The sequence below is a fragment of the Blastococcus sp. SYSU D00695 genome (genome assembly GCF_054050555.1).
The window spans coordinates 80,540-101,123 of record NZ_JBJGZP010000001.1 but is presented as its reverse complement, the minus strand read 5'-3'; the positions used below and the strand labels follow the sequence as shown (position 1 = coordinate 101,123).

General features: G+C 76.8%; 23 protein-coding genes. 13 read left to right on the top strand and 10 right to left on the bottom strand.

The window, feature by feature from the left end; genetic code table 11:
• The first annotated feature begins 15 nt into the window (after window positions 1–15).
• From ACI781_RS00545 to ACI781_RS00525, 5 genes are read left to right on the top strand one after another with little or no spacing between them, the layout of a single operon-like run.
• Window positions 16–1,254, top strand: a complete 1,239-nt coding sequence (locus ACI781_RS00545) for a magnesium transporter MgtE N-terminal domain-containing protein (protein WP_456564116.1) — start codon at window positions 16–18, stop codon at window positions 1,252–1,254.
• Entirely contained in the window at window positions 1,247–1,774 is a 528-nt protein-coding gene (locus ACI781_RS00540) for a DUF1003 domain-containing protein (protein ID WP_456564115.1), read from the top strand. Before ACI781_RS00545 ends, ACI781_RS00540 begins: the two co-directional genes overlap by 8 nt.
• Window positions 1,775–1,804: 30 nt before the next feature.
• Window positions 1,805–2,281 (top strand): methylated-DNA--[protein]-cysteine S-methyltransferase, encoded by a 477-nt coding sequence (locus ACI781_RS00535; protein WP_456564114.1) that lies wholly within the window; start codon window positions 1,805–1,807, stop codon window positions 2,279–2,281.
• 50 nt (window positions 2,282–2,331) lie between these two features.
• Entirely contained in the window at window positions 2,332–2,559 is a 228-nt protein-coding gene (locus ACI781_RS00530; protein ID WP_456564113.1) for an RNA polymerase subunit sigma-70, read from the top strand.
• 14 nt (window positions 2,560–2,573) lie between these two features.
• Window positions 2,574–3,068, top strand: coding sequence for a Clp protease N-terminal domain-containing protein (locus ACI781_RS00525; RefSeq protein ID WP_456564112.1), 495 nt, complete (start codon window positions 2,574–2,576; stop codon window positions 3,066–3,068).
• A gap of 2 nt (window positions 3,069–3,070) precedes the next feature.
• On the opposite strand, the gene ACI781_RS00520 is transcribed toward ACI781_RS00525, so the two are convergent.
• Entirely contained in the window at window positions 3,071–3,385 is a 315-nt protein-coding gene (locus ACI781_RS00520) for an AzlD domain-containing protein (RefSeq protein ID WP_456564111.1), read from the bottom strand.
• Window positions 3,382–4,083: an AzlC family ABC transporter permease gene (locus ACI781_RS00515; protein ID WP_456564110.1), complete on the bottom strand. Its 702-nt coding sequence runs from the start codon at window positions 4,081–4,083 to the stop codon at window positions 3,382–3,384. Before ACI781_RS00515 ends, ACI781_RS00520 begins: the two co-directional genes overlap by 4 nt.
• Before the next feature lie 194 nt (window positions 4,084–4,277).
• On the opposite strand from ACI781_RS00515, the gene ACI781_RS00510 reads away from it, so the two are divergent.
• A complete protein-coding gene (locus ACI781_RS00510) occupies window positions 4,278–5,429 on the top strand; it encodes an Mrp/NBP35 family ATP-binding protein (protein WP_456564109.1) in 1,152 nt (383 codons plus the stop codon).
• Between the two features lie 166 nt (window positions 5,430–5,595).
• On the opposite strand, the gene ACI781_RS00505 is transcribed toward ACI781_RS00510, so the two are convergent.
• The 4 genes from ACI781_RS00505 to sigE form a co-directional block, all read right to left on the bottom strand.
• Window positions 5,596–6,024, bottom strand: coding sequence for a twin-arginine translocase TatA/TatE family subunit (locus tag ACI781_RS00505; protein WP_456564108.1), 429 nt, complete (start codon window positions 6,022–6,024; stop codon window positions 5,596–5,598).
• 77 nt (window positions 6,025–6,101) lie between these two features.
• Window positions 6,102–7,484 carry a S1C family serine protease gene (locus ACI781_RS00500; RefSeq protein WP_456564107.1) on the bottom strand — a complete coding sequence of 461 codons (1,383 nt, stop codon included), beginning with the start codon at window positions 7,482–7,484 and terminating at the stop codon, window positions 6,102–6,104.
• Between the two features lie 268 nt (window positions 7,485–7,752).
• Window positions 7,753–8,343, bottom strand: coding sequence for an anti-sigma factor family protein (locus ACI781_RS00495; protein WP_456564106.1), 591 nt, complete (start codon window positions 8,341–8,343; stop codon window positions 7,753–7,755).
• Window positions 8,340–8,933, bottom strand: coding sequence for an RNA polymerase sigma factor SigE (gene sigE, locus ACI781_RS00490; RefSeq protein WP_456564105.1), 594 nt, complete (start codon window positions 8,931–8,933; stop codon window positions 8,340–8,342). Before sigE ends, ACI781_RS00495 begins: the two co-directional genes overlap by 4 nt.
• 199 nt (window positions 8,934–9,132) lie before the next feature.
• On the opposite strand from sigE, the gene ACI781_RS00485 reads away from it, so the two are divergent.
• Window positions 9,133–9,813 carry an O-methyltransferase gene (locus ACI781_RS00485; RefSeq protein ID WP_456564104.1) on the top strand — a complete coding sequence of 227 codons (681 nt, stop codon included), beginning with the start codon at window positions 9,133–9,135 and terminating at the stop codon, window positions 9,811–9,813.
• Here ACI781_RS00485 and ACI781_RS00480 read toward each other — a convergent pair.
• The gene (locus ACI781_RS00480; RefSeq protein ID WP_456564103.1) at window positions 9,810–10,310 is read right to left on the bottom strand and encodes a 2'-5' RNA ligase family protein; all 501 of its coding nucleotides are present in this window, start codon (window positions 10,308–10,310) and stop codon (window positions 9,810–9,812) included. The two genes, ACI781_RS00485 and ACI781_RS00480, sit on opposite strands and share 4 nt — an antisense overlap.
• Window positions 10,311–10,321: 11 nt before the next feature.
• Window positions 10,322–11,542 carry a glucose-1-phosphate adenylyltransferase gene (glgC, locus tag ACI781_RS00475; RefSeq protein WP_456564102.1) on the bottom strand — a complete coding sequence of 407 codons (1,221 nt, stop codon included), beginning with the start codon at window positions 11,540–11,542 and terminating at the stop codon, window positions 10,322–10,324.
• Window positions 11,543–11,658: 116 nt separating this feature from the next.
• Between glgC and glgA the strand changes: the two genes are divergently transcribed.
• The 5 genes from glgA (at window position 11,659) to ACI781_RS00450 (ending at window position 17,772) form a co-directional block, all read left to right on the top strand.
• Complete coding sequence (glgA, locus tag ACI781_RS00470) at window positions 11,659–12,831, top strand: glycogen synthase (RefSeq protein WP_456564101.1); 1,173 nt, start codon at window positions 11,659–11,661, stop codon at window positions 12,829–12,831.
• A gap of 246 nt (window positions 12,832–13,077) precedes the next feature.
• A complete protein-coding gene (locus ACI781_RS00465) occupies window positions 13,078–14,004 on the top strand; it encodes a hypothetical protein (RefSeq protein ID WP_456564100.1) in 927 nt (308 codons plus the stop codon).
• A 37-nt stretch (window positions 14,005–14,041) separates the two neighbouring features.
• Window positions 14,042–14,785, top strand: coding sequence for an ANTAR domain-containing protein (locus tag ACI781_RS00460; protein ID WP_456564099.1), 744 nt, complete (start codon window positions 14,042–14,044; stop codon window positions 14,783–14,785).
• Window positions 14,786–14,866: 81 nt separating this feature from the next.
• Window positions 14,867–16,000, top strand: coding sequence for a spore photoproduct lyase family protein (locus ACI781_RS00455; RefSeq protein ID WP_456564098.1), 1,134 nt, complete (start codon window positions 14,867–14,869; stop codon window positions 15,998–16,000).
• A gap of 92 nt (window positions 16,001–16,092) precedes the next feature.
• On the top strand, window positions 16,093–17,772 hold the full coding sequence (locus ACI781_RS00450) for a SpoIIE family protein phosphatase (protein ID WP_456564097.1): 1,680 nt from the start codon (window positions 16,093–16,095) through the stop codon (window positions 17,770–17,772).
• Window positions 17,773–17,784: 12 nt separating this feature from the next.
• Here the strand turns inward: ACI781_RS00450 and ACI781_RS00445 are convergent, their stop codons facing one another.
• Entirely contained in the window at window positions 17,785–18,468 is a 684-nt protein-coding gene (locus ACI781_RS00445; protein WP_456564096.1) for a DUF6766 family protein, read from the bottom strand.
• Between the two features lie 85 nt (window positions 18,469–18,553).
• Window positions 18,554–18,946: a hypothetical protein gene (locus ACI781_RS00440; RefSeq protein ID WP_456564095.1), complete on the bottom strand. Its 393-nt coding sequence runs from the start codon at window positions 18,944–18,946 to the stop codon at window positions 18,554–18,556.
• A gap of 129 nt (window positions 18,947–19,075) precedes the next feature.
• Here ACI781_RS00440 and ACI781_RS00435 point away from each other — a divergent pair, with 129 nt between their 5' ends.
• On the top strand, window positions 19,076–20,578 hold the full coding sequence (locus ACI781_RS00435; protein ID WP_456564094.1) for a phytoene desaturase family protein: 1,503 nt from the start codon (window positions 19,076–19,078) through the stop codon (window positions 20,576–20,578).
• Window positions 20,579–20,584 lie beyond the last annotated feature (6 nt).

The window sequence follows — 20,584 nt, the reverse complement described above, 5'->3', positions numbered from 1 at the left end:
GTAGCCTTCCCGGCCATGACGACGGGAACGCGGGCGTACGTCTCGCGGCTCGCCGGCCTCGCGGTGTTCGACCCCAACGGCGACCGGGTGGGCAAGGTCCGCGACGTCGTCGTCGCGCTGCGGGTGGGCGCCGCCCCGCCGCGCGTGCTCGGACTCGTCGTCGAGGTGGTCGCCCGCCGCCGGATCTTCGTGCCCGTGGGCCGGGTGACCGGCGTCGACCCCGGCGGGGTGGTGCTCGCCTCGGGGACCATCAACCTCAAGCGCTTCGAGCAGCGCCGCGGCGAGACGCTCGTGCTCGGCGAGCTGCTCGACCGCTCGGTCACGATCACCGAGTCCGGGCGGCCGGGCGTCGTCGTCGACGCCGCGATCGAGCAGCAGCGCACCGGCGAGTGGCTGGTCACCCGGCTCGCCGTCCAGGAGCCCGGCCGGCTCAGCCGCCGCGGCCAGCTGCACCAGCTCACCTGGGACGAGGTCACCGGCCTGGCGCTGCCGGAGGCCGGGCAGGGCACCGAGACCCTCATCGCCACCTACCGCGAGCTCAACCCCGCCGACCTCGCGCACGCGCTGCAGGACCTGCCGGTCAAGCGCCGGCACGAGGTCGCCGAGGCGCTGGACGACGAGCGGCTGGCCGACGTCCTCGGCGAGCTGCCCGAGGCCGAGCAGATCGCGATCCTCGCGACGCTGGAGGAGGCCCGCGCCGCCGACGTCCTCGAGGAGATGGACCCCGACGACGCCGCCGACCTGCTGGCCGAGCTGTCCAACGTCGACCGCAACCGGCTGCTGGAGCTCATGGAGCCCGGCGAGGCCGAGCCGGTGCGCCAGCTGCTGCAGTACTCCGAGGACACCGCCGGCGGCATCATGACCAGCGAGCCGGTGATCCTGACGCCCGACGCCACCATCGCCGAGGCGCTGGCGCGGGTGCGGGCACCCGAGCTCACCCCGGCCCTGGCCAGCCAGGTGTACGTCTGCCGGCCGCCGTCGGCGACGCCCACCGGCCGCTACCTGGGGCTGGCGCACATCCAGCGGCTGCTGCGGGAGCCGCCGTCCAGCCTGGTCAGCGGGGTGCTCGACGACCTGGAGCCGCTGCGCCCGCAGGCACCGCTGGCGCAGGTGACGCAGTACTTCGCCACCTACAACCTGGTGGCCGCGCCGGTCGTCGACGACCAGGGGCGGCTGGTCGGTGCGGTGAGCGTGGACGACGTCCTGGACCACCTGCTGCCCGAGGACTGGCGCGAGCGGGCCCGGCGTGGCTGAGCCCGGGCGGCGGCTCGACGTCCCGGGCGGGCGCGGGCGCACGTGGCGCAGCGCGTTCCGGCTGGACCCCGACGCGATCGGCCGGTTCGCCGAGGGCATCGCCCGGTTCCTGGGCACCGGGCGCTTCCTGGCCGTGCAGACGGTCATCGTGATCGCCTGGATCGTGCTGAACGTCGCCGCCGTCCGGCTGCGCTGGGACCCCTACCCGTTCATCCTGCTGAACCTGGCCTTCTCCACGCAGGCCGCCTACGCCGCGCCGCTGATCCTGCTGGCACAGAACCGGCAGGCCGACCGCGACCGCGTGCAGGCCGAGGAGGACCGGGCGCGCGCGGCGAGCACCCGCGCCGACACCCAGTACCTGGCCCGGGAGCTCGCGTCGCTGCGGGTCGCGGTCGGGGAGCTCGCCACGCGGGACTTCATCCGCGGCGAGCTCGCCCGGCTCGCCGGGGACGAGGGCGAGGAGCGGGAGAAGAAGAGCCGCAAGAAGAAGGACAAGCAGCGCGACGCCGCCGCCGGCTGACCGTCGGTGCCCGGCGGCAGACTGCCGGGCATGCGCGTGCACGCCGTGCTGCCCTCGCCGCTGGGCCCGCTGACCGTCGTCGCCGACGGTGGCGTGCTGGTGCGGCTGTACCTCGACCCGCCGGGCCCGGACGCCGACCTGGGACCGCGGGACGAGGCGGCGCTGGCCCCCGTCGCCGACCAGCTCGGCGAGTACTTCGCCGGCGGGCGGGGGGCCTTCGACGTGCCGCTTCGTGCGGTCGGCAGCGCGTTCGAGCGGGCGGTGTGGGCGCAGCTGACCGCCATCCCCTACGGCGAGACCCGCTCCTACGGCCAGGTCGCGCGGGCGGTCGGCGAGCCGGGTGGGGCGCAGGCCGTCGGGCTCGCCTGCGGGCGCAACCCGCTGGCCGTCGTCGTCCCCTGCCACCGGGTGGTCGGGGCGGACGGCGCGCTCGTCGGCTTCGGCGGCGGGCTGCCGCGCAAGCGGTTCCTGCTGGACCTGGAGCAGCGCGACGCCCGGCTCTTCTGACCCCTGTCATCAACGATGGTTGACGGATCGCCGGTCATCAACATAGGTTGATGCGCGTGGTCGACCTGCCGCCCCTGCCCGCCCCGGAGGACCCCGAGGCGGCGCTGGCCGCCGTCGTGGCGCTCCGCCGGCTGGCGGCGCGGCTGGAGGTCGAGGCGGTGACCGAGGCCGTCGGCCGGGGCTGGACGTGGGCCCAGATCGGCGAGGCCCTCGGGATCAGCGCCCAGGCCGCCCACAAGAAGCTGGCAGCCGAGGTCCGCGCGCGGCGCGGACGGTGACGAGGAGGACGACGATGGGTCTGGTCCGCGCGTTCCGGGACATCCGCACGATCAAGCGCCTGCTGACCGGCGCCGAGGCCGAGGCGCGCAGCGCCGGGGAGGACGTGCCCGGCCCCGAGCACCTGCTGCTGTCGGCTGCCGCCCTGCCCGACGGGTCGGCCGCCCGGGCGCTGGCCGAGGTCGGCGTCGACCTCGACGCGCTCCGCACCGCCGTGGCCCGCACGCACGCCGACGCCCTGGCCGGCCTGGGGCTGGAGCCCCCCGCGGCGGCGGCCGCTCCGGCGCTCGCCGCGCCGGCCACCGGCCCGATGCGCACCAGCCCGCAGGCGCAGCAGGTCTTCCAGCGGGCCGTGGAGCTGTCCCGCGCGGCCACCCCGGCGGGGCTGCGCGGCGCGCACGTGGTCGCGGCGGCCACCGAGCTGGAGCGCGGCACCGTCGTGCGCGCGCTGCGCTCGGCGGGCGTCGACCCGCAGGCGCTGCACGCGGCTGCCCTCGCCGAGGCCGGCTGAGCTCAGCCGAGCACGTGCACGAGCGCGCCGGTGGCCCCGGCCAGCACCAGGACGACGACGAACGGCGCCCGCAGCGCCAGGGCGAGGGCGGCCACGGCCAGCCCGGCCAGCCGCCCGTCGACGACCAGGTCCTGGCCGGCGGTCAGCGCCTGCACGGCGACCAGCGCGGCCAGCAGCGCCGCCGGCACGAAGTCCACGACGCGGGCCACCCACGGCTGCTCGACCCAGCGGGCCGGCACCGACAGCCCGGCCAGCTTGAGCAGGTAGCAGCCCAGCGACGCGCCCAGCACCAGCGTCCACAGCGCCCCGTCGCTCACGCCGCGGCCTCCGGGGTCCGCCGCGGCCGCCCGGCCAGCGCGACCGCCACCACCGCGGCGACGACCTGGACGCCGGGCGGCACCACCGGCGTCAGCACCAGCGCGACGGCGGCGCCGCCGAGTGCGACCCGGCGCTGCACGGCGGGCTCGGCGAACGGCCGGCGCAGCCGCGGCCACAGCAGGGCGAGGAACGCCGCGGGGACGACGGCGTCCAGCGCCGCCTGCGCCGTCTCCCCCAGCGCCGCCGACCCCACTGCCCCGACGACCGTCGTGGCGTTCCACAGCAGGTAGATGCTGGCCCCGGCGGCGAGGAACCCGACCCGCGCCAGCCGGCGGTCGGGCGCGGTGACCGCCATCGCCGTCGTCTCGTCGATGACCCAGTGCGCGGTGCCCAACCGGGCCAGCGGGCCGCGCGGGCGCAGCAGCGGCACCAGCCGGACCCCGTAGACGGTGTTGCGGGTGCCCAGCAGCAGGGCGCTCCCGGCGGCGGCGAGCGCGCTGCCGCCCGCGCCGAGGACGCCGACCAGCGCGAACTGCGAGGCGCCGGTGAACATCAGCAGCGACAGCGCGAGGGCCTGCCAGGCGTCCAGCCCCGCCGCGGCCGCCGCCGCCCCGAAGGCGACGCCGTACAGGCCGACCGCGACGCCGAGCCCGATGGCGTCGCGCAGGACGGCGGTGCGGGCGGGGTCGGCGGACACGTCCGCCGAGGCTAGGCGCCGCCGCCGACGGGCCCCGGCTCGCACCCGGCGCCGGGCCGCTGAGCAGCAGATCACCCCGTCGGCGGCCGGGCGCCGACGGGCACCGCCGTACAGTGGCTGCAGACCCGTGTGCGCAGGCCGCGCCGAGGCCGGAGGCCGGAACGGGTGCCCCGTCGAAGGAGACACACATCCCGATGTCCGACACCCTGACCGGTCAGCCGGCGCTCGACGCGATCAACGCCGCCCTGGCCACCGTCCAGGACCCGGAGATCAACCGGCCGCTGACCGAGCTCGGCATGGTCAAGGACGTGCAGATCGGCGCCGACGGCGCGGTCCGCGTCGACGTCTACCTGACCGTCGCCGGCTGCCCGATGCGCGAGACCATCACCAACCGCGTCACGCAGGCCGTGGGCGCCGTCGCCGGGGTGACCTCGGTGCGCGTCGAGCTGGACGTGATGAACGACGAGCAGCGCGCCGAGCTGCGCCGGACGGTGCGCGGCAGCGACGCGGCCGACCCCGTCATCCCGTTCGCGCAGCCGGGCTCGCTGACCCGGGTGTACGCGGTCGCGTCCGGCAAGGGCGGCGTCGGCAAGTCCAGCGTCACGGTGAACCTCGCCGCCGCGCTGGCCAAGCGGGGCCTGTCGGTCGGTGTCGTGGACGCCGACATCTACGGCCACTCGGTGCCGCGCATGCTCGGTGTCGACGACCGGCCGACGCAGGTCGACAACATGATCATGCCGCCGCAGTCCTACGGCGTGAAGGTCATCTCGATCGGCATGTTCACCCCGGGCAACACCCCTGTCGTGTGGCGCGGGCCGATGCTGCACCGCGCGCTGCAGCAGTTCCTCGCCGACGTCTGGTGGGGCGACCTCGACGTCCTGCTCATGGACCTGCCGCCGGGCACCGGCGACGTCGCGATCTCGGTGGCCCAGCTGGTGCCCAACGCCGAGATCCTCGTGGTGACGACGCCGCAGCTGGCCGCCGCCGAGGTCGCCGAGCGCGCGGGCGCCATCGCCACGCAGACCCACCAGCAGGTGGTCGGCGTCGTGGAGAACATGTCCTGGCTGGATCTGCCCGACGGCTCCCGCATGGAGGTCTTCGGCTCCGGCGGTGGCGAGGCGGTCTCCGACGCGCTGACCCGCACGCTCGGCGCCCGGGTGCCGCTGCTGGGCCAGATCCCGCTGGACACCCGCCTGCGCGAGGCCGGCGACAGCGGGGCGCCGATCGTCCTCGCCGAGCCGGAGTCGGCCGCGGCGCAGGCGCTGTCCAAGGTCGCCGACGCGCTCGCCGTCCGCCAGCGCGGGCTGTCCGGCATGTCGCTGGGGCTGACTCCGGTCAAGCACTGACCTGAACCCGCCGAGAGGCCGGTCTCCCCGCCGGGGAGACCGGCCTCTCCGCTCGTCTGGCCCCCGCGATCATGGGCGCGTGGACGCCGACACGCGAGGACACGCCTGGTCGAGCGGCACCACGACCGTGATCGCGGAGGAGACGGGGCCCCCGCTCCTCGTCAGGTCAGGTCGCGTCGACGTCGAAGGGCGGCGGGGTGCCGGCGTCGCGGGGACGCGCCGCGGCCGACCGGGCGGCGAGGGTGCCGGCGGCGGGGGCCGACCCGGCGCCGCCCGAGGCCTCGCGGGTCAGGCCACCCGAGCCGTTGCCGCGCGCGGTGCCGCGGCGCACCGGCGGCGCGTCGTCGTCACCGAGCAGCTGGTCGCGGATGAACGTCTTCGGGTGGTACTTGCGCAGGTCCAGGTCCTTGAGGCCGGCGAGGTCCTCGCCGAGGGACTCGTCGACCTGCGCGCGGGCACCGGTGATGGCCTCCCGCAGCTTCTTCAGCGCACCGGCGGCGTCCTTGGCCAGGTGTGGCAGGCGCTCGGGGCCGAAGATGAACAACGCGGCCAGCGCGAGGACGACGATCTCGCCCCAGCCGATCGAGTCGAACACCGTTGCTCCGTCCTGCTGCCCCGCGGTTGGGCCCCCAGCGTAGGACGGCGCGGCGGCGGGTGGAGGCGGGACCCGCCTCAGGCCCGGGCGAGCGTCGCCTGCACCGTGGTCGACTCGGCGCCACCGCGGACGTACTCGATGGTCACGGCGTCGTCGGGGCGGTGCGCGTCGATGGCCACCGCGAGCTCCTCGGAGCTGCCGACGCGCATGTCGTCGACGGCGATGATCACGTCCTGCTCCCGCAGGCCGGCGGTGGCGCCGGGCCCGCCCGGCTCGACGTTGACCACCAGGGCGCCGTCCCGGGTGCCGTCGGTGACCGACCGGGCGTTCACGCCGAGCGTGGCGTGCACGGCCTCGCCGGTCTGGATCAGCTGCTCGGCGATGTCGCGGGCCCGGTCGATCGGGATGGCGAAGCCGAGACCGACGCTGCCGCCACCGAGCGAGGCGATGGCGGTGTTGATGCCGATGACGGCGCCGGTGGCGTCGACCAGCGCGCCACCGGAGTTGCCCGGGTTGATCGGGGCGTCGGTCTGGACCGCGCTGATCACCGCGTTGGTGTCGCTGCCCTCGCCGGACAGCCGGACGGGCCGGTCCAGCGCGCTGACGATGCCGCTGGTCACCGTGCCCGCCAGCCCCAGCGGCGAGCCGACGGCGATCACCGGGTCGCCGACCACGAGGTCGTCGACGCTGCCGAGGGAGGCCTCGAGCAGGCCGGGCTTCTCCACCTTGATGACGGCGATGTCGCTGGCCGGGTCGCGGCCCACGATGCGGGCGTCGGAGCCGCTGCCATCGGAGAACACGGCGCGGATCTCGGCGCTGTCGTCGTCCGCGGCCCCGGAGATGACGTGGTTGTTGGTGACGATGTAGCCGTTGTCGCCGTCGACGACGACGCCGGACCCGGTCGCGCCGGCGTCCCCGACGCGGACCTCGATCGAGACCACCGCGGGGGTGATCGCGTCGGCGATCTCGGCGATCGAGCCGGGCTCGCGGACGACGCCCTCGTCGGTCTCCGACAGCCGGCCGTCGGCGTCCAGCAGCGGGGACTCCGCGGCGGTCCGGGTCAGGAAGTACCCGAGGCCGCCGCCGATCGCGCCGACGAGGAGGACGGCGAGCAGCGCGAGCGCCGACAGCCGCACCGACAGGTCGCGCAGCCGCAGCCTCCGCCGGCCCTTGGCGTCGACGACGACCGGGCCCTCCTGCTCCTCCTCACCCGGGAAGACGGCGGGGCCGGCCAGTCCGGCGGGCGAGTGCGGATCGCGCCAGGGGTCGGTGCGGGCGTCGGGCTTCCACCAGGGACCGGCCGAGGTGCGCCGGCGTCCGGGCCGACCGCCGGGGGGTTCCTGCAGGCCCCGCCGGTCGCTGCCGGGCGGGGCGAAGGCGCGCAGCACGACCTCCGGCGGCGGCGGCGCGACCGGCCGCGGCGGCAGCGTCGGGCCACCGCCGGCGAAGGTCCCGTCCACCTCCGGGGGCCGGCCGAACGCCGAGCGCAGGGCGGGGGCGGGCTCGACCCGGGCGGGGGCCGGGACGCGCGGCCGCTCGGCGGGCGGGTCGAAGCCGCCGGCTTTCCCGGCCGGCCGGGCGAACGCCTCGTCGGGGGACCCGTCGCCGGTGGGACGGCCGGCCTCGTCGGGGGACGGCGGGATCTCGGGCAGCGGGTCCTCCCCCGGGCGGGCGGCGGTCAGGGTGGTGCGGTCCAGCGGCGGTGCGGTCCAGCGGTGGTGCGGTCGGTCAGGGGGTGCCGGAGCGGCTACCCGCCGGGACGACGGCGGCCGGCCCGCCCCCGGTCAGGGTGCGCACCACCGGCGGGACGACCTCGCTGCGCTCGCCGGGGACCCGGGAGTCGGCGACCGGCGACGCCGGCGTGCCGGTCGGCGCCTCGGGCCCCGGCAGGCTCAGCGCGAGAGCGGTGACCCCGATGCCGAGGCCCGCCATCGCGCCGGCCAGGCCGCGGCGCAGCCAGCGCGCCTGCCCCGGCCGTGCGGCGGGAGCCGGGTGCGGGTCCAGCGACATCGACCACGAGCCGGAGCCGTCGCTCAGGGTCAGCCGGCCGGGGCCGGCGCTGAGCGCGCCCGGCCCGGCGCCGGGCACGTCGGTGGTGAAGGGGATCTCGCGCAGCCGGCTGAGCAGGTCACCGGGGACGGCGACGTCGGTGGCCCGGTGCAGCGCCTCCTTCGCCTCGCGCTGGGCCTGGACGGCCAGCCGGCAGGAGGCGCAGCCGGTCAGGTGGCGCGCGGCGCGGGCGGCGGGGCCGCTGCCCAGCTCGCCGTCGACCAGGGCCGCGATCGCCTCCTGCGCGAGGTGGCTCTCGGGGAGGCTCATGCCCGGCCCTCCTCCGCGCGCACGGTCTCGGGACGCCGGGGCGCCAGGTGGGCCAGCGCCTGCCGGAGCTGCACGCGGCCGCGGTGGATGCGGCTGCGCACGGTGCCGAGCTTGATGCCCAGCGTGGCGGCGATCTCCTCGTAGGTGAGCCCCTCGATGTCGCACAGGACGACGGCGACGCGGAACTCCGGCGCCAGGGCGTCCAGCGCGGCCTGCACCTGCGGGTCCAGGTGGGTGTCGGCGTAGACCTGCTCGGGGCTGGGCGCCGTGCCGGGCAGCCGCTCGGTGTCCTCGGGGAGGGCGTCGAAGCGGATCCGCTGCCGGCGGCGGACCATGTCGAGGAACAGGTTGGTCGTGATGCGGTGCAGCCAGCCCTCGAAGGTGCCGGGCGAGAAGTCGGCCAGCGACCGGAAGACCCGGACGAAGGTCTCCTGCGTCAGGTCCTCGGCGTCCTGGGCGTTGCCCGACAGCCGGTAGGCCAGCCGGTAGACCCGCGCCGAGTGCTCGCGGACGACCTGCTCCCACGTGGGCGCGACCCAGGCGGCGCCGGCAGGCTGCTCGTCGGGGGCGGGAGCGGTGGGGTCGGACACGGCACCAGGATCGCAGACAGCGACCCCCGCCACCGGCTCGGGAGCGGCGGACGTGGCTCCGACGGGTGGGGCGGCGGTTCGGGAACGGCGCACGTCCGGCTCAACGAGCGGCCCGCGGACCCGTGTTCCCGTTCACAGGCAGTTCACAGCTCGTGCCCCCCGGACCGGCCGCGGAGGACGCCACTACCCTCGCTCGGTGATGAACGTCCGGGGAGTGCCGCCGACCAGCGGTGGGGCAGCGGACCCGGACGGCGGCGCGGCCGGCCGGGACTACGCCGACCGGTTCGCCGCCGAGTCGCCGGCGCTGGCCGCGGCCCGGGCGCGCGCCGCCGGGCTGGAGGGGCCGCCCGCGGTGTCCCCCGCCGTCGGCGCCACGCTCGCGGTCCTGGCCGCCGGGGCGGGCGCCCGCGCGGTCGTCGCGGTGGGCAGCGGCGGCGGCGTGAGCGGCCTGTGGCTGCTGCAGGGCATGCGCCGCGACGGCGTCCTGACGTGCCTGGACGCCGACGCCGAGCAGCAGCGGGCCGCGCGGCAGGCGTTCGCCGAGGCCGGCCACCCACCGGGCCGCACCCGGATGATCTTCGGCACCCCGGCGGAGGTGCTGCCCCGCCTGTCCCCCGGCGCCTACGACCTCGTCGTCTGCTCCAGCTCGCCGACGGACTACGCCGGGGAGCTCACCGGCCTGCTGGAGCTGCTGCGCCCCGGTGGCCTGCTGGTCTGCTCCGGGCTGCTGGAGGGCGGCCGGCTGGCCGACCGGTCCGTCCGCGACCGCGCGACGCTGGCCTGGCGCGACCTGGCCCGCCGGCTGCGCGAGGACGACCGGCTGACCGCCGCCGTCCTGCCCGTCGGGGCGGGCCTGCTGGTGGCCAGCACGGCGCGCTAGCCGAAGGGGTGCTCGGCGACCGGCGCCCAGGGACCGCCGAGGTAGCGCCACAGGCCGAGGCCCCGGGCCGGCACGGTCTCCGGGACGAAGGACGCGGCGAGCTCCGCGTGCAGCGCCCGGGCGACCGCGGGGTCGACCTTGTTCTGCACGGTGACGTGCGGGGCGTGCGGCCGGCGGTCCTGCGGCGTCAGCCACGGCTCCCACGCCGTGGCGAGCCGGGCCCGCAGCGCGGCCAGCTCCGGGGACGCCAGCGCGTAGGCGACGCCGCGGCCCAGCGAGCGGACGCCGGTGACCGCCACCCCGAACGGCGGGCGGGAGGCGGCCGCGGCGAGGTCGGCGTCCACGCGGGCGAGGTGCTCGCCGGGCAGGGCGTGGAAGAGCGTCACGTGCGCGGCGAGGACGTTGCGCTCCGGCGGGAAGTGGGCGGCGCGCAGCCGGTCGAACCGCTGCTGCGCCTCGTCGGCCAGCAGCAGCGTCACGACCAGCGGCTCGGTCACGGCGCCGGCGCTCAGGTGATCGCGCGGGCGCCCTTGCCGAGCACCGTCACGCCGCCGGCGCTCACGTGGTACCGCTCGCGGTCGGCGGCCGCGTCCACGCCGACGCGGGTCCACGGTGGCACGACGACGTTCTTGTCGAGGATCGCGCGGCGGACGTAGGCGCCCTCGCCGATCTGGACGCCGTCCATCAGCACGCTGTCCTCCACCCGCGCGCCGCGATCGATGCGCACCCCCGGCGAGACCACCGAGTGGTGCACCGACCCGCCGCCGATGATCGCGCCGGCGCTGACCATCGACTCCTCCGCGCGCCCGCCGAGGACGAACTTCGCCGGCGGCAGCTGCGGCGGCAGCGTGAGGATCGGCCAGCGGTCGTTGTAGAGGTTGAACACCGGCGTCACCGACACCAGGTCCATGTGCGCGTCGAAGTAGCTGTCGATGGTCCCGACGTCGCGCCAGTAGCCGTGGTCGCGCTCGGTCGCTCCCGGGACGACGTTGGTGGAGAAGTCGTAGACCCACGCCTCCCCGGCGTCGGCCAGCATCGGCATGATCGAGCCGCCCATGTCGTGCACCGAGTGCGGGTCCTCCGCGTCGGAGCGCAGGGCCTCCAGCAGCGCGTCGGTGGTGAACACGTAGTTCCCCATCGAGGCGAAGCTCTCCTCCGGCGAGTCCGGCAGCCCCGGCGGGTCGGCCGGCTTCTCCAGGAACTGCCGCACCTTGCCCTCGGCGTCGGCGTCGATGATCCCGAAGCCCCCCGCCTCGCTGCGCGGCACCCGCAGGCCGGCGATGGTCACGGCGGCACCGGTCTGCAGGTGCTGGTCGATCATCTGCTGGGGGTCCATGCGGTAGACGTGGTCGGCGCCGAAGACGACGACGACGTCGGGCCGGGCGTCGTAGATGAGGTTCAGGCTCTGGAAGATCGCGTCGGCGCTGCCCATGTACCAGCGCGGGCCGAGCCGCTGCTGCGCGGGCACGGGGGTGATGTAGTTGCCCAGCAGCTGGGACATCCGCCACGTGGTGGTGATGTGCCGGTCGAGGCTGTGGCTCTTGTACTGGGTGAGGACGGCGATCTGCCGGACGTCGCCGTTGACCAGGTTGGACAGCACGAAGTCGATGAGCCGGTAGTTGCCGCCGAAGGGCACCGCCGGCTTGGCACGGTCCTGGGTCAGGGGCGCCAGGCGCTTGCCCTCGCCCCCGGCGAGGACGATGCCGAGGACTCGAGGACCGCCACGCATGCCCGCAACGTAGCCGCTGAGCCCGCGCCGCACCCACCGCTGCCCCGCCCACCCCTCCCCCGGGTGACGCCCCGCACGCCCGGGGCCGGCCCCGGCGGCCCCATAAGCTGGCCGGCGTGCGCATCGGCATCGTGACCAGGGAGTGGCCCCCGGACGTCTACGGCGGCGCCGGCGTGCACGTCGAGCACCTGGTCGCGGCCCTGCGGTCGCTGCCGGCCGGACCGGAGATCGACGTGCACTGCTTCGGCGAGCCGCGCGCGGACGCCTCCGCCCACGCGGTCCCGGCCGGGCTGGCCGGGGCCAACGGCGCGCTGCAGGCGCTGGGCACCGACGTCGAGATCGCGGCCGCCCTGGAGGGCGTCGACCTGGTGCACAGCCACACCTGGTACGCCAACGGGGCGGGCCTGCTGGCCGCGCTCGTGCACGGCCGGCCGCACGTGGTCACGGCGCACTCGCTGGAGCCGCGACGCCCGTGGAAGGCCGAGCAGCTGGGTGGCGGCTACCGGCTGTCGTCGTGGATCGAGCGCACCGCCTACCTGGCGGCCGACGCGGTGGTCGCCGTGAGCGCCGGCATGCGCGCGGACGTGCTGAGCGCCTACCCCGACCTGGACCCGGCGCGCGTACACGTGGTGCACAACGGCGTCGACGCCGAGGCCTACCGGCCGACCCCGGGGCCGGAGGTCGTCCGCGCGCTGGGCGTGGACCCCGACCGGCCGTACGCGCTGTTCGTGGGGCGGATCACGCGGCAGAAGGGCCTGACCCACCTGCTGGCCGCCGCCGACCGGTTGCCGCCCGAGGCCGGGCTGGTGCTCTGCGCCGGCGCCGCCGACACCCCCGCCGAGCGGCAGCAGGTGGCCGACGCGGTCACCGCGCTGCAGGCCCGCCGCAGCGGCGTCGTCTGGATCGAGGCGATGCTGCCCCGCGAGCAGCTCGTGCCGCTGATCACCGGCGCCACGGCGTTCGTCTGCCCGTCGGTCTACGAGCCGCTGGGCATCGTCAACCTCGAGGCCGCGGCCTGCGGGACCGCGGTGGTGGCCAGCGCCGTCGGCGGCATCCCGGAGGTCGTCGACGACGGCCGCACCGGCCTGCTGGTCCCCTACGACCCGGCCGACCCGGCGGCGTTCGAGGCCGGGCTGGCCGACCGCATCGGCGAGCTGGTCGCCGACCCGGTGCGCGCCGCCGCGATGGGGGCCGCCGGCCGCGAGCGGGTGCTGGCCGAGTTCGGCTGGGCGGCGATCGCGCAGCAGACCATGTCGGTGTACCGCTCCGTCCTCGGCGCCCCGGCCTGACGGCCGCCGCGGCCGGCGGCCGGGCCGCGCCCGGCCCGGGTGCGGATGCGACGCTGCCCGGGTGAGCGCGCGGTCGCCGGTCGGCGAGGAGGACGTGGCCGCCCCCACCCCGGGCGGCGACCCGGTGGTACCCGACCTCGTCGTCGGCCTGGTGGCCGCGCCCGGGCCGCCGCGGAGCTCGCCACCCGGCTGGCGCCGGAGCTGCGGGCCCGGCTGGCCGCGGAGCACCCGGAGGTGCGCTGGGACGTGCGCGCCGTCGAGGACGGGTTGGTGCAGCCGCCCGCCGACGACGACGAGATCGTCGCCGCCACCCGCGCCCGGCTGCTCACCGAGGAGTGGGACCTCGCGGTGGCGCTGACCGACGTCCCGCTGGAGGTGTCGCGGCGGCCGGTCGTCGGGACCGCCAGCCCCGTGCACGGCGTCGCGCTGGTGTCGCTGCCCGCGCTCGGGGCGGTGGGCCGGCACCGACGGGCGCTGGACACCTCGGTCGGTCTGGTCCGCGCGCTGCTGGGGACCGCCGACGGCGAGGTCGACGACGGCGACCGGGCCGCGCTCGCCCGCCGGCTGCGGCAGCTGGCCACCGACGACACCGGCGCCGACGGCGTGCGCGCCACCGCGCGGGTCGTGAGCGGCAACCTGCGGCTGCTGGCCGGCATGGTGCGCGCCAACCGGCCCTGGCGGCTGGCGGTGCGGTTGTCCCGGGCGCTCACCGCCGCCGTCGCCGCGGGCGTGTTCGCGCTCGTCACCAGCGACATCTGGCGGCTCGCGGACGCGTTCGGCGGGATCCGGCTCACCGTCGTCGCGCTCGGCTCCGTCACCGCCGTCGTCGTCACCCTCGTGGTCGGGGCGCAGCTGTGGGAGCGGCCCCGCGGGCGCCGGGTGCGCAAGCAGGTGCTGCTGTTCAACGTGGCGACCACCGCCACGGTGGTGATCGGGGTGCTGTCGCTGTACGCGGTGCTGTTCGTGCTCGCGCTGGCCGGCGGCCTGCTGCTGGTGGTGCAGCCGCTGTTCACCGAGGGGCTCGGGCACCCCGCGCACCTGTCGGACTACCTGGAGCTGGCCTGGCTGACGTGCTCGCTGGCCACCGTCGGCGGGGCGCTGGGGGCGGGGCTGGAGTCCGACGACGCCGTCCGCGAGGCGGCCTACACCCATCGGGTGGGTGCGGCCGGCTGACGGGTTGGCCGGCGGCGGGGGCGGGCATCCACGGGGGATGGGAACCATCGCGGAGCGGTTCGGCTCGGCGCTGTCGCAGGTCGCCGAGCCCGGTCTGGCCGGCCCGGAGCTGCTGCCGGTGCGGCTGATGCACGCCTGCGCGCGGGTCCTGCCGGTGGACGGCGCGGGGCTCAGCGTCGAGGACGGCTCGGGTCGCCGGCTGCCCCTGGGCGCCAGCGACGAGGACTCCGCCACCGCCGAGCGGCTGCAGTTCACCGTCGGCACCGGCCCGTGCCTGGCCGCCCACCGCAGCGGCGAGCCGGTGTTCGCGATGACCGACGACCTGCGCCGCCGCTGGCTGCCCTTCGCCGAGCTGCTGCTGGGCCGCACCCCCTTCCGTGGCGTGGTCGCGCTGCCGTTGCCGCTGTCGCTGGCCGGGCGGATCGCCGTCGACCTGTACTTCACCGACGACGCCGCGGTGCCCCGGCTGCCGGTGTTCGAGGCCTTGTCGGTCGGCGCGCTGGTCACGTCGGCGCTGAGCGAGGCCGCGGTGTGGTCGGACTGGGACCCCGCGGACGGGCCGGAGTGGCTGCACGCGCCGGCCGCCCGCCGCCGCGCGCTGGTGTGGGAGGCGATCGGGCAGGTGAGCATCACCCACGGCACCGACTCCCGCCGGGCGCTGGACCTGCTGCGGGCGACGGCGTACGGCGAGGGCCGCCCGGTGGACGACGTCGCCGTCGACCTGCTGGCCGGGCGGATCGCGCCGGCCTCGCTCGCCCCGCCGGACGCGTCGGCGACCTGACCGGTCATTCCCGCCCGGGGTGTGGGCATCGGCGCAGGACGCAGCCGGAATCCCCGCCCCGCCGGGCCTGCTGCACCGTGCGTGGAGACCGCCGTCCCGTCGTCCCCCGCCCCCTCGTCCCCCGCGCCGTCGTCCCCCGCATCCTCGGACGCAGCCCTCCCTCGCCTGCTCGACGTCCGCACCGTCTACGCCGAGCCCGCCGCCCTGGACTCCGCCCGCGGCCACGACGTGCTCGCCCGCTTCCCCGGCGCCGAGGTCGTGCAGGTGCCCTCGCACTGGCGGATCCCGGACCTGCACGGCAACGCCGGCAACGTCGACCGCTGGGTGCGGGTCAAGACCGAGACGCTCGTCCTGGGCGTCAAGAAGTCGCTGACCGCGCGGGAGAACGGCCGGTCGGCGAACTGGATCGCCCCCTCGACGGCCAACGGCTGCGCGATGGCCTGCGCCTACTGCTACGTGCCGCGGCAGAAGGGCTACGCCAACCCCATCACCGTGTTCACCAACATCGAGCAGATCACCGGCTACCTGCGCCGGCACGTCGCCCGGCAGGGGCCCAAGACCGAGCCCGACCAGTGCGACCCGCACGCGTGGGTCTACGACATCGGCGAGAACAGCGACTGCTCGGTCGACGCGCTGGTCAGCGACAACGTGGCCGACCTGGTCGCCACCTTCCGCGAGCTGCCCACGGCCAAGGCCTCCTTCGCGACCAAGTACGTCAACCGCGAGCTGCTCGACCTCGACCCGCAGGGCCGCACCCGGGTCCGGTTCTCGCTCATGCCCGACGAGGACTCCCGGGTGCTCGACGTGCGCACCAGCCGGGTCGCCGAGCGGATCGCCGCCGTCGACGACTTCGTGGCCGCCGGGTACGAGGTGCACCTGAACCTGTCGCCGGTCGTGCTGCGCGAGGGCTGGGAGGCCGGCTGGGCGCAGCTGCTGCGGCGGCTGGACGACGAGCTCGGTCCCGCGGCCAGGGCGCAGGCGGCGGCCGAGGTGATCATGCTGACCCACAACCGGGACCTGCACGAGGTCAACCTGGGCTGGCACCCGCGCGCCGAGGAGCTGCTGTGGCGGCCGGAGCTGCAGCAGCCCAAGCGCAGCCAGAACGGGCAGTGGAACGTCCGCTACCGCAACGACGTGAAGCGGGCCGGCGTGGAGCGCCTGCGGGAGCTGGTCGCCCGCCACGCCCCGTGGCTGCGCATCCGGTACGCGTTCTGAGCGCCGCACCGCCGCCGGCCTCCACGCGGAGTGGCGGGGACCGCACGCCGCGTGTGCGACCCTGTTCCCGCACCAGCGCACGGAACAGGGGGATGACCGTGCCACTCCTCGCACCCGGCGTCCCGGCGGCGCCGCTGCTGGCCTCGCTGCCGGACACCGTCGTCGTCGCCGACCGCGCCGGCCGGATCGCCTACGTCAACGACGCCGTCACCGGCCTCCTCGGGCACCGCCCGACGGAGCTGGCCGGCCGGCCGCTGACCGTGCTCATGCCGCCGCGCTACCACGACGCGCACGGCACCGGGTTCGCCCACTTCCGGCGGACCGGCGAGGGGCAGCTCGTCGGCGCGACCACCCAGGTGCCCGCGCTGCACGCCGACGGCCGGGAGGTCACCGTCGACGTGACCCTGTCGCGGCTGGGCCCCGACGCCGACGACGACGGCGCCGACCGCGACGACACCGCGGTCGTGGTCGCCGTCCTCCGCGACGCGAGCACGACCGTCCTGCTGGAGCGCCAGCAGGAGGTCAGCCACTACCTCGCGGCGACGCTGCGGGTCACCGCCGCGCTCACCGAGGCGCCGGACGCCGACGTCGCCTTCGAGGGGCTGCTGCCCAGCCTCTGCGCCGAGCTGGACTGGGAGTGCGCGACGCTGTGGCAGCCCGACCAGGCGGCCACCGGCCTGGTCTACCAGGGCATCTGGGGCGTGCCGGGCGTGGACGTGGCGCCGCTGCACGCCGCCAAGCGCGGCGTGTCCTTCGCCCGCGGCCGGGGGCTGCCCGGGCTGGCGTGGCTGCGGCAGGCCCCCGTCGCCGTCGAGGACCTGCAGACCGCCCCCGCGCACCTGGGTGCCCTCCCGGCGCGGGCGGCGGGGTTCCGCACCGGCGTGGCCTTCCCGGTGTCCCGCGGCGACCAGCTGCTGGCCGTCTGCGAGCTGTTCACCCGCGAGCCGCGCCCGGTCCCGCCGGAGCTGCTGGACGTGCTCGGCAACGCCGGCCGCCAGATCGGCCAGTTCCTGGGCCGGCTGCGCGCCGAGTCGGAGATGCGCGAGCTCGCCGACACCCTGCAGCGCAGCCTGCTGCCCTCGTCCCTGCCGACGGTGCCCGGCCTCGACCTGGCCGCCCGCTACCGGCCCGGTGGCTCCGCGCTGGTCGGCGGCGACACCTACGACGTCGTCCCGCTGCCCGACGGTCGCTGGATGGTGCTCATCGCCGACGTGTGCGGCACCGGCGCCGAGGCCGCCGCCGTCACCGCGCTGACCCGGCACACCGCCCGGGCGGCCGCGGCGTCCTCCCCGGACCCCGCGGAGGTGCTGGCCGCCGTCCACGCCGCCCTGCTGCACGAGCAGGCCGGCGGCCCGCTGCGCTTCGTGACCGCCGCCTGCCTGGTGCTCGACCCCGGCCCCGGCGGGGTCCGCGCCCGGCTGGCCGTGGCCGGTCACCCGCGGCCGCTGCTGCGCCGGCCGGAGGGCTGGGCGGAGGTGGGCGTCGTCGGCCGGCCGCTCGGCGTGGGCGAGGACGCCCGCTTCGAGTCGGTGCCGGTCGAGCTGGGCCCGGGCGCCTCGCTGGTGCTCTACACCGACGGCGTCACCGAGGCCCGCGACGCCGCCGGGGAGCAGTTCGGCGAGGAGGGCCTGATCGGGTTGCTGACCCGCCCGGGCCCCGACGCCGCCGAGTGCATCGCCGAGACCATCGCGGCGGCGGTCGCCGAGCGGGTGCACGACTCGCGCCACGAGGCCGACGACCTCGCCGTGCTGGCGGTCACCGTCCCCTGCTGAGACGGGCCGGGGTCAGCCGGTCTGCCCGGTGTCGGCGTGCGCCGCGCCGACCGGCTTGGACTCCGGGGAGCCCCGCTGGCGGAGGAACACCGCCAGGACCGCCATCGACCCGACCGCCAGCATCTCCGACTGCCAGTTCTGGAAGGAGCGGTTCCAGAAGTCGGCCTCGCCGAGGTAGCCGACCCAGCTGACCGGGTCCTGCCGCTGCGCCAGCTGGTCGGAGTTGTAGGCGGCCCAGCCGGCGACCGACGACGCCGCCCAGGTGAGCAGGAACAACCCGCCCATGACCAGTCCGAGCGAGCGGGAGAAGACGGCGGCCCGCCACCCGCCGGCGCGCACCCACGCCGGGGACCACGACCGGGCGTGCTCGCCGGTCATCTGCTCCCGGTCGGACTCCGTGCCCTCCTCGCCCGGCTCCTTGGACTCCGCCGACCCCCGCTGGACGAGCCACACCGTGGCGAAGATGTAGAGGAAGAACTGGAGGTACTCCGACTGCCAGTTCTCCATGACGTCGACGCCGAACGACGACGAGGTGACGTAGTCGAGGAACGAGACCGGCTCGAGTCCGTTCGCCAGTTGCTGGGCGTTGAAGTCCGCGGTCCCCGAGACGGCCTGGCCGGCGAGCGTGACGAGGAACAGTCCGCCGAAGGCCAGGCCCAGGGCGTTGTCGCGGACGAAGCCGTGGCGGGTGCTCATCGGCCCAGCAGCCCGAGCGCGGTCACGTACGCGACCCCGAGCAGGATCACCGTCAGGTAGGCGACGTACAGCCGGCGGGCACCCCTCACGGCCCCTCCACCTCGCAGTCGTAGGGCTCCTCGCCCCGGGGTCGGCAGCCGGCCGCGGTGACCCGCCAGCCGTCGCCGGTCTCGGTCAGGAAGAGCGTGTCGGCGGTGGTGCGCACCTGCGCGTCGCCGCCCCAGACCTCCACCGACTCCACCGCCCCGCCGGGGAGGGAGAGGCCCGCGACGACGTCCGGGCAGGGCGCCGCCTCCTCCGACTCCAGCGCCGCCCGCGTCGCGGGGACGAGCAGGTCGCAGCGGGCGGCGGGATCCCCGTCGGGATCGGCGAACGCCGTCGCGACGTCGCCCACGTCGGGCTCCTGCGCACTCGCGCATCCGCTCAGGCCCACGGCCGCGGCGACGACGGCCGCGCCGGCCCATCTACCGATCGCCACGTCAGTTCCCTCTCCGGGCACCGCGCCGACGGGCTGGTCTCGCCCGTGACCTGCGGATACCCCCGACACTTCGCGGGTGAAACGACCCGTCCCCCGATCGGGTCCGGCGCGGCGCCTACCGTGGCGGCCGTGGCGCGGGTGGCGGTGGTCGGCGCCGGGCTGGGGGGCCTCGCGGCGGCGGCGCGGCTGGCGGCCCTCGGGCACGCGGTCACCGTGCTCGAGCAGGCGCCGCAGGTCGGCGGCAAGCTCGGCTGGTACGCCCGCGACGGGCACGCCTTCGACACCGGGCCGAGCCTGGTGACCCTCCCGCAGGTGTACCGCGACCTGTTCGCCGCGACCGGCGGCCCGCTGGAGGCGTCGCTGGACCTGGTCCGCCTCGACCCGGCGGTGGCCTACCGGTTCGCCGACGGCACGCGGCTGGACCTCCCCGGCACCCCGGAGGCCGTCCCCGCCGCGCTGGACGCCGCCCTGGGCGCCGGCGCGGGCGCGCAGTGGGCGGCCCTGGCCGACCGGGCGGCCGCCATGTGGCGGGTCACCGAGCAGCCCTTCCTGCGCTCGCCGCTGGCCGGCGCGGCCACCCTGGCCCGGCTGGCCCGCAGCCGCCGGGACGTCGTCACCGTCGCCCCCTGGCGCACCCTGCGCGGGCTGGGCGCCGCGCACCTGGCCGACCCGCGGCTGCGCACGCTGCTGGACCGGTACGCCACCTACTCCGGCTCCGACCCCCGCCGGGCGCCGGCCGTGCTGGCCACCGTGCCCCACGCCGAGCAGGCGTTCGGCTCCTGGTACGTCCGCGGCGGGCTGCACCGGCTCGCGCTGGCCGTGGCCGACCGGGCCGCCGAGCGGGGTGCGGTGATCCGCACCGGGGCGCCGGTGCAGCGCGTGCTCGTCGAGGACGGCCGGGCGGCCGGGGTGCTGCTGGCCGGCGGCGAGGCGGTGCGGGCCGACGTCGTCGTCTCCGGTGCCGACGCGACCGCGCTGTACCGCGACCTGCTGCCGCCGCGACCCGCGACCCGGCGCGTGCGGCGGGCGCTGACCCGCAGCACGCCGTCGCTGTCGGGCTTCGTGCTGCTGCTGGCCCTGCGTGGGCGCACCCCGGGCCTGGCGCACCACACCGTGCTGTTCCCCGCCGACTACGACGCCGAGTTCGACGCGGTCTTCGGCGTCGGTCGGCACCGCGGCGCCCCCCGGCCCGTCGCCGACCCGACGGTGTACGTCAGCGCGCCGGACGACCCGGCGACCCGCCCCGGCGACGACGCCGAGTCCTGGTTCGTGCTGGTCAACGCGCCGCGGCACGACCCGGCCGGCGGCGTCGACTGGGACGCGCCCGGCCTGGCCGACCGGTACGCCGACGAGGTGCTGGCCGTGATGGCCCGGCGCGGGCTGGACGTGCGCGACCGGGTGCGGTGGCGCGTCGTCCGCACCCCGGCCGACCTGGCGCGGGAGACCGGCAGCGTCGGCGGCTCGATCTATGGCACCTCGAGCAACGGCGCGCGGGCGGCGTTCCTGCGGCCGGGCAACGCCGGCCCGGTCCCGGGGTTGTTCCTCGTCGGCGGGTCGGCGCACCCCGGCGGCGGGCTGCCGCTGGTCACGCTGTCGGCGGAGATCGTCGCCGGGCTGGTAGGCCCCGCCTGACGCGCT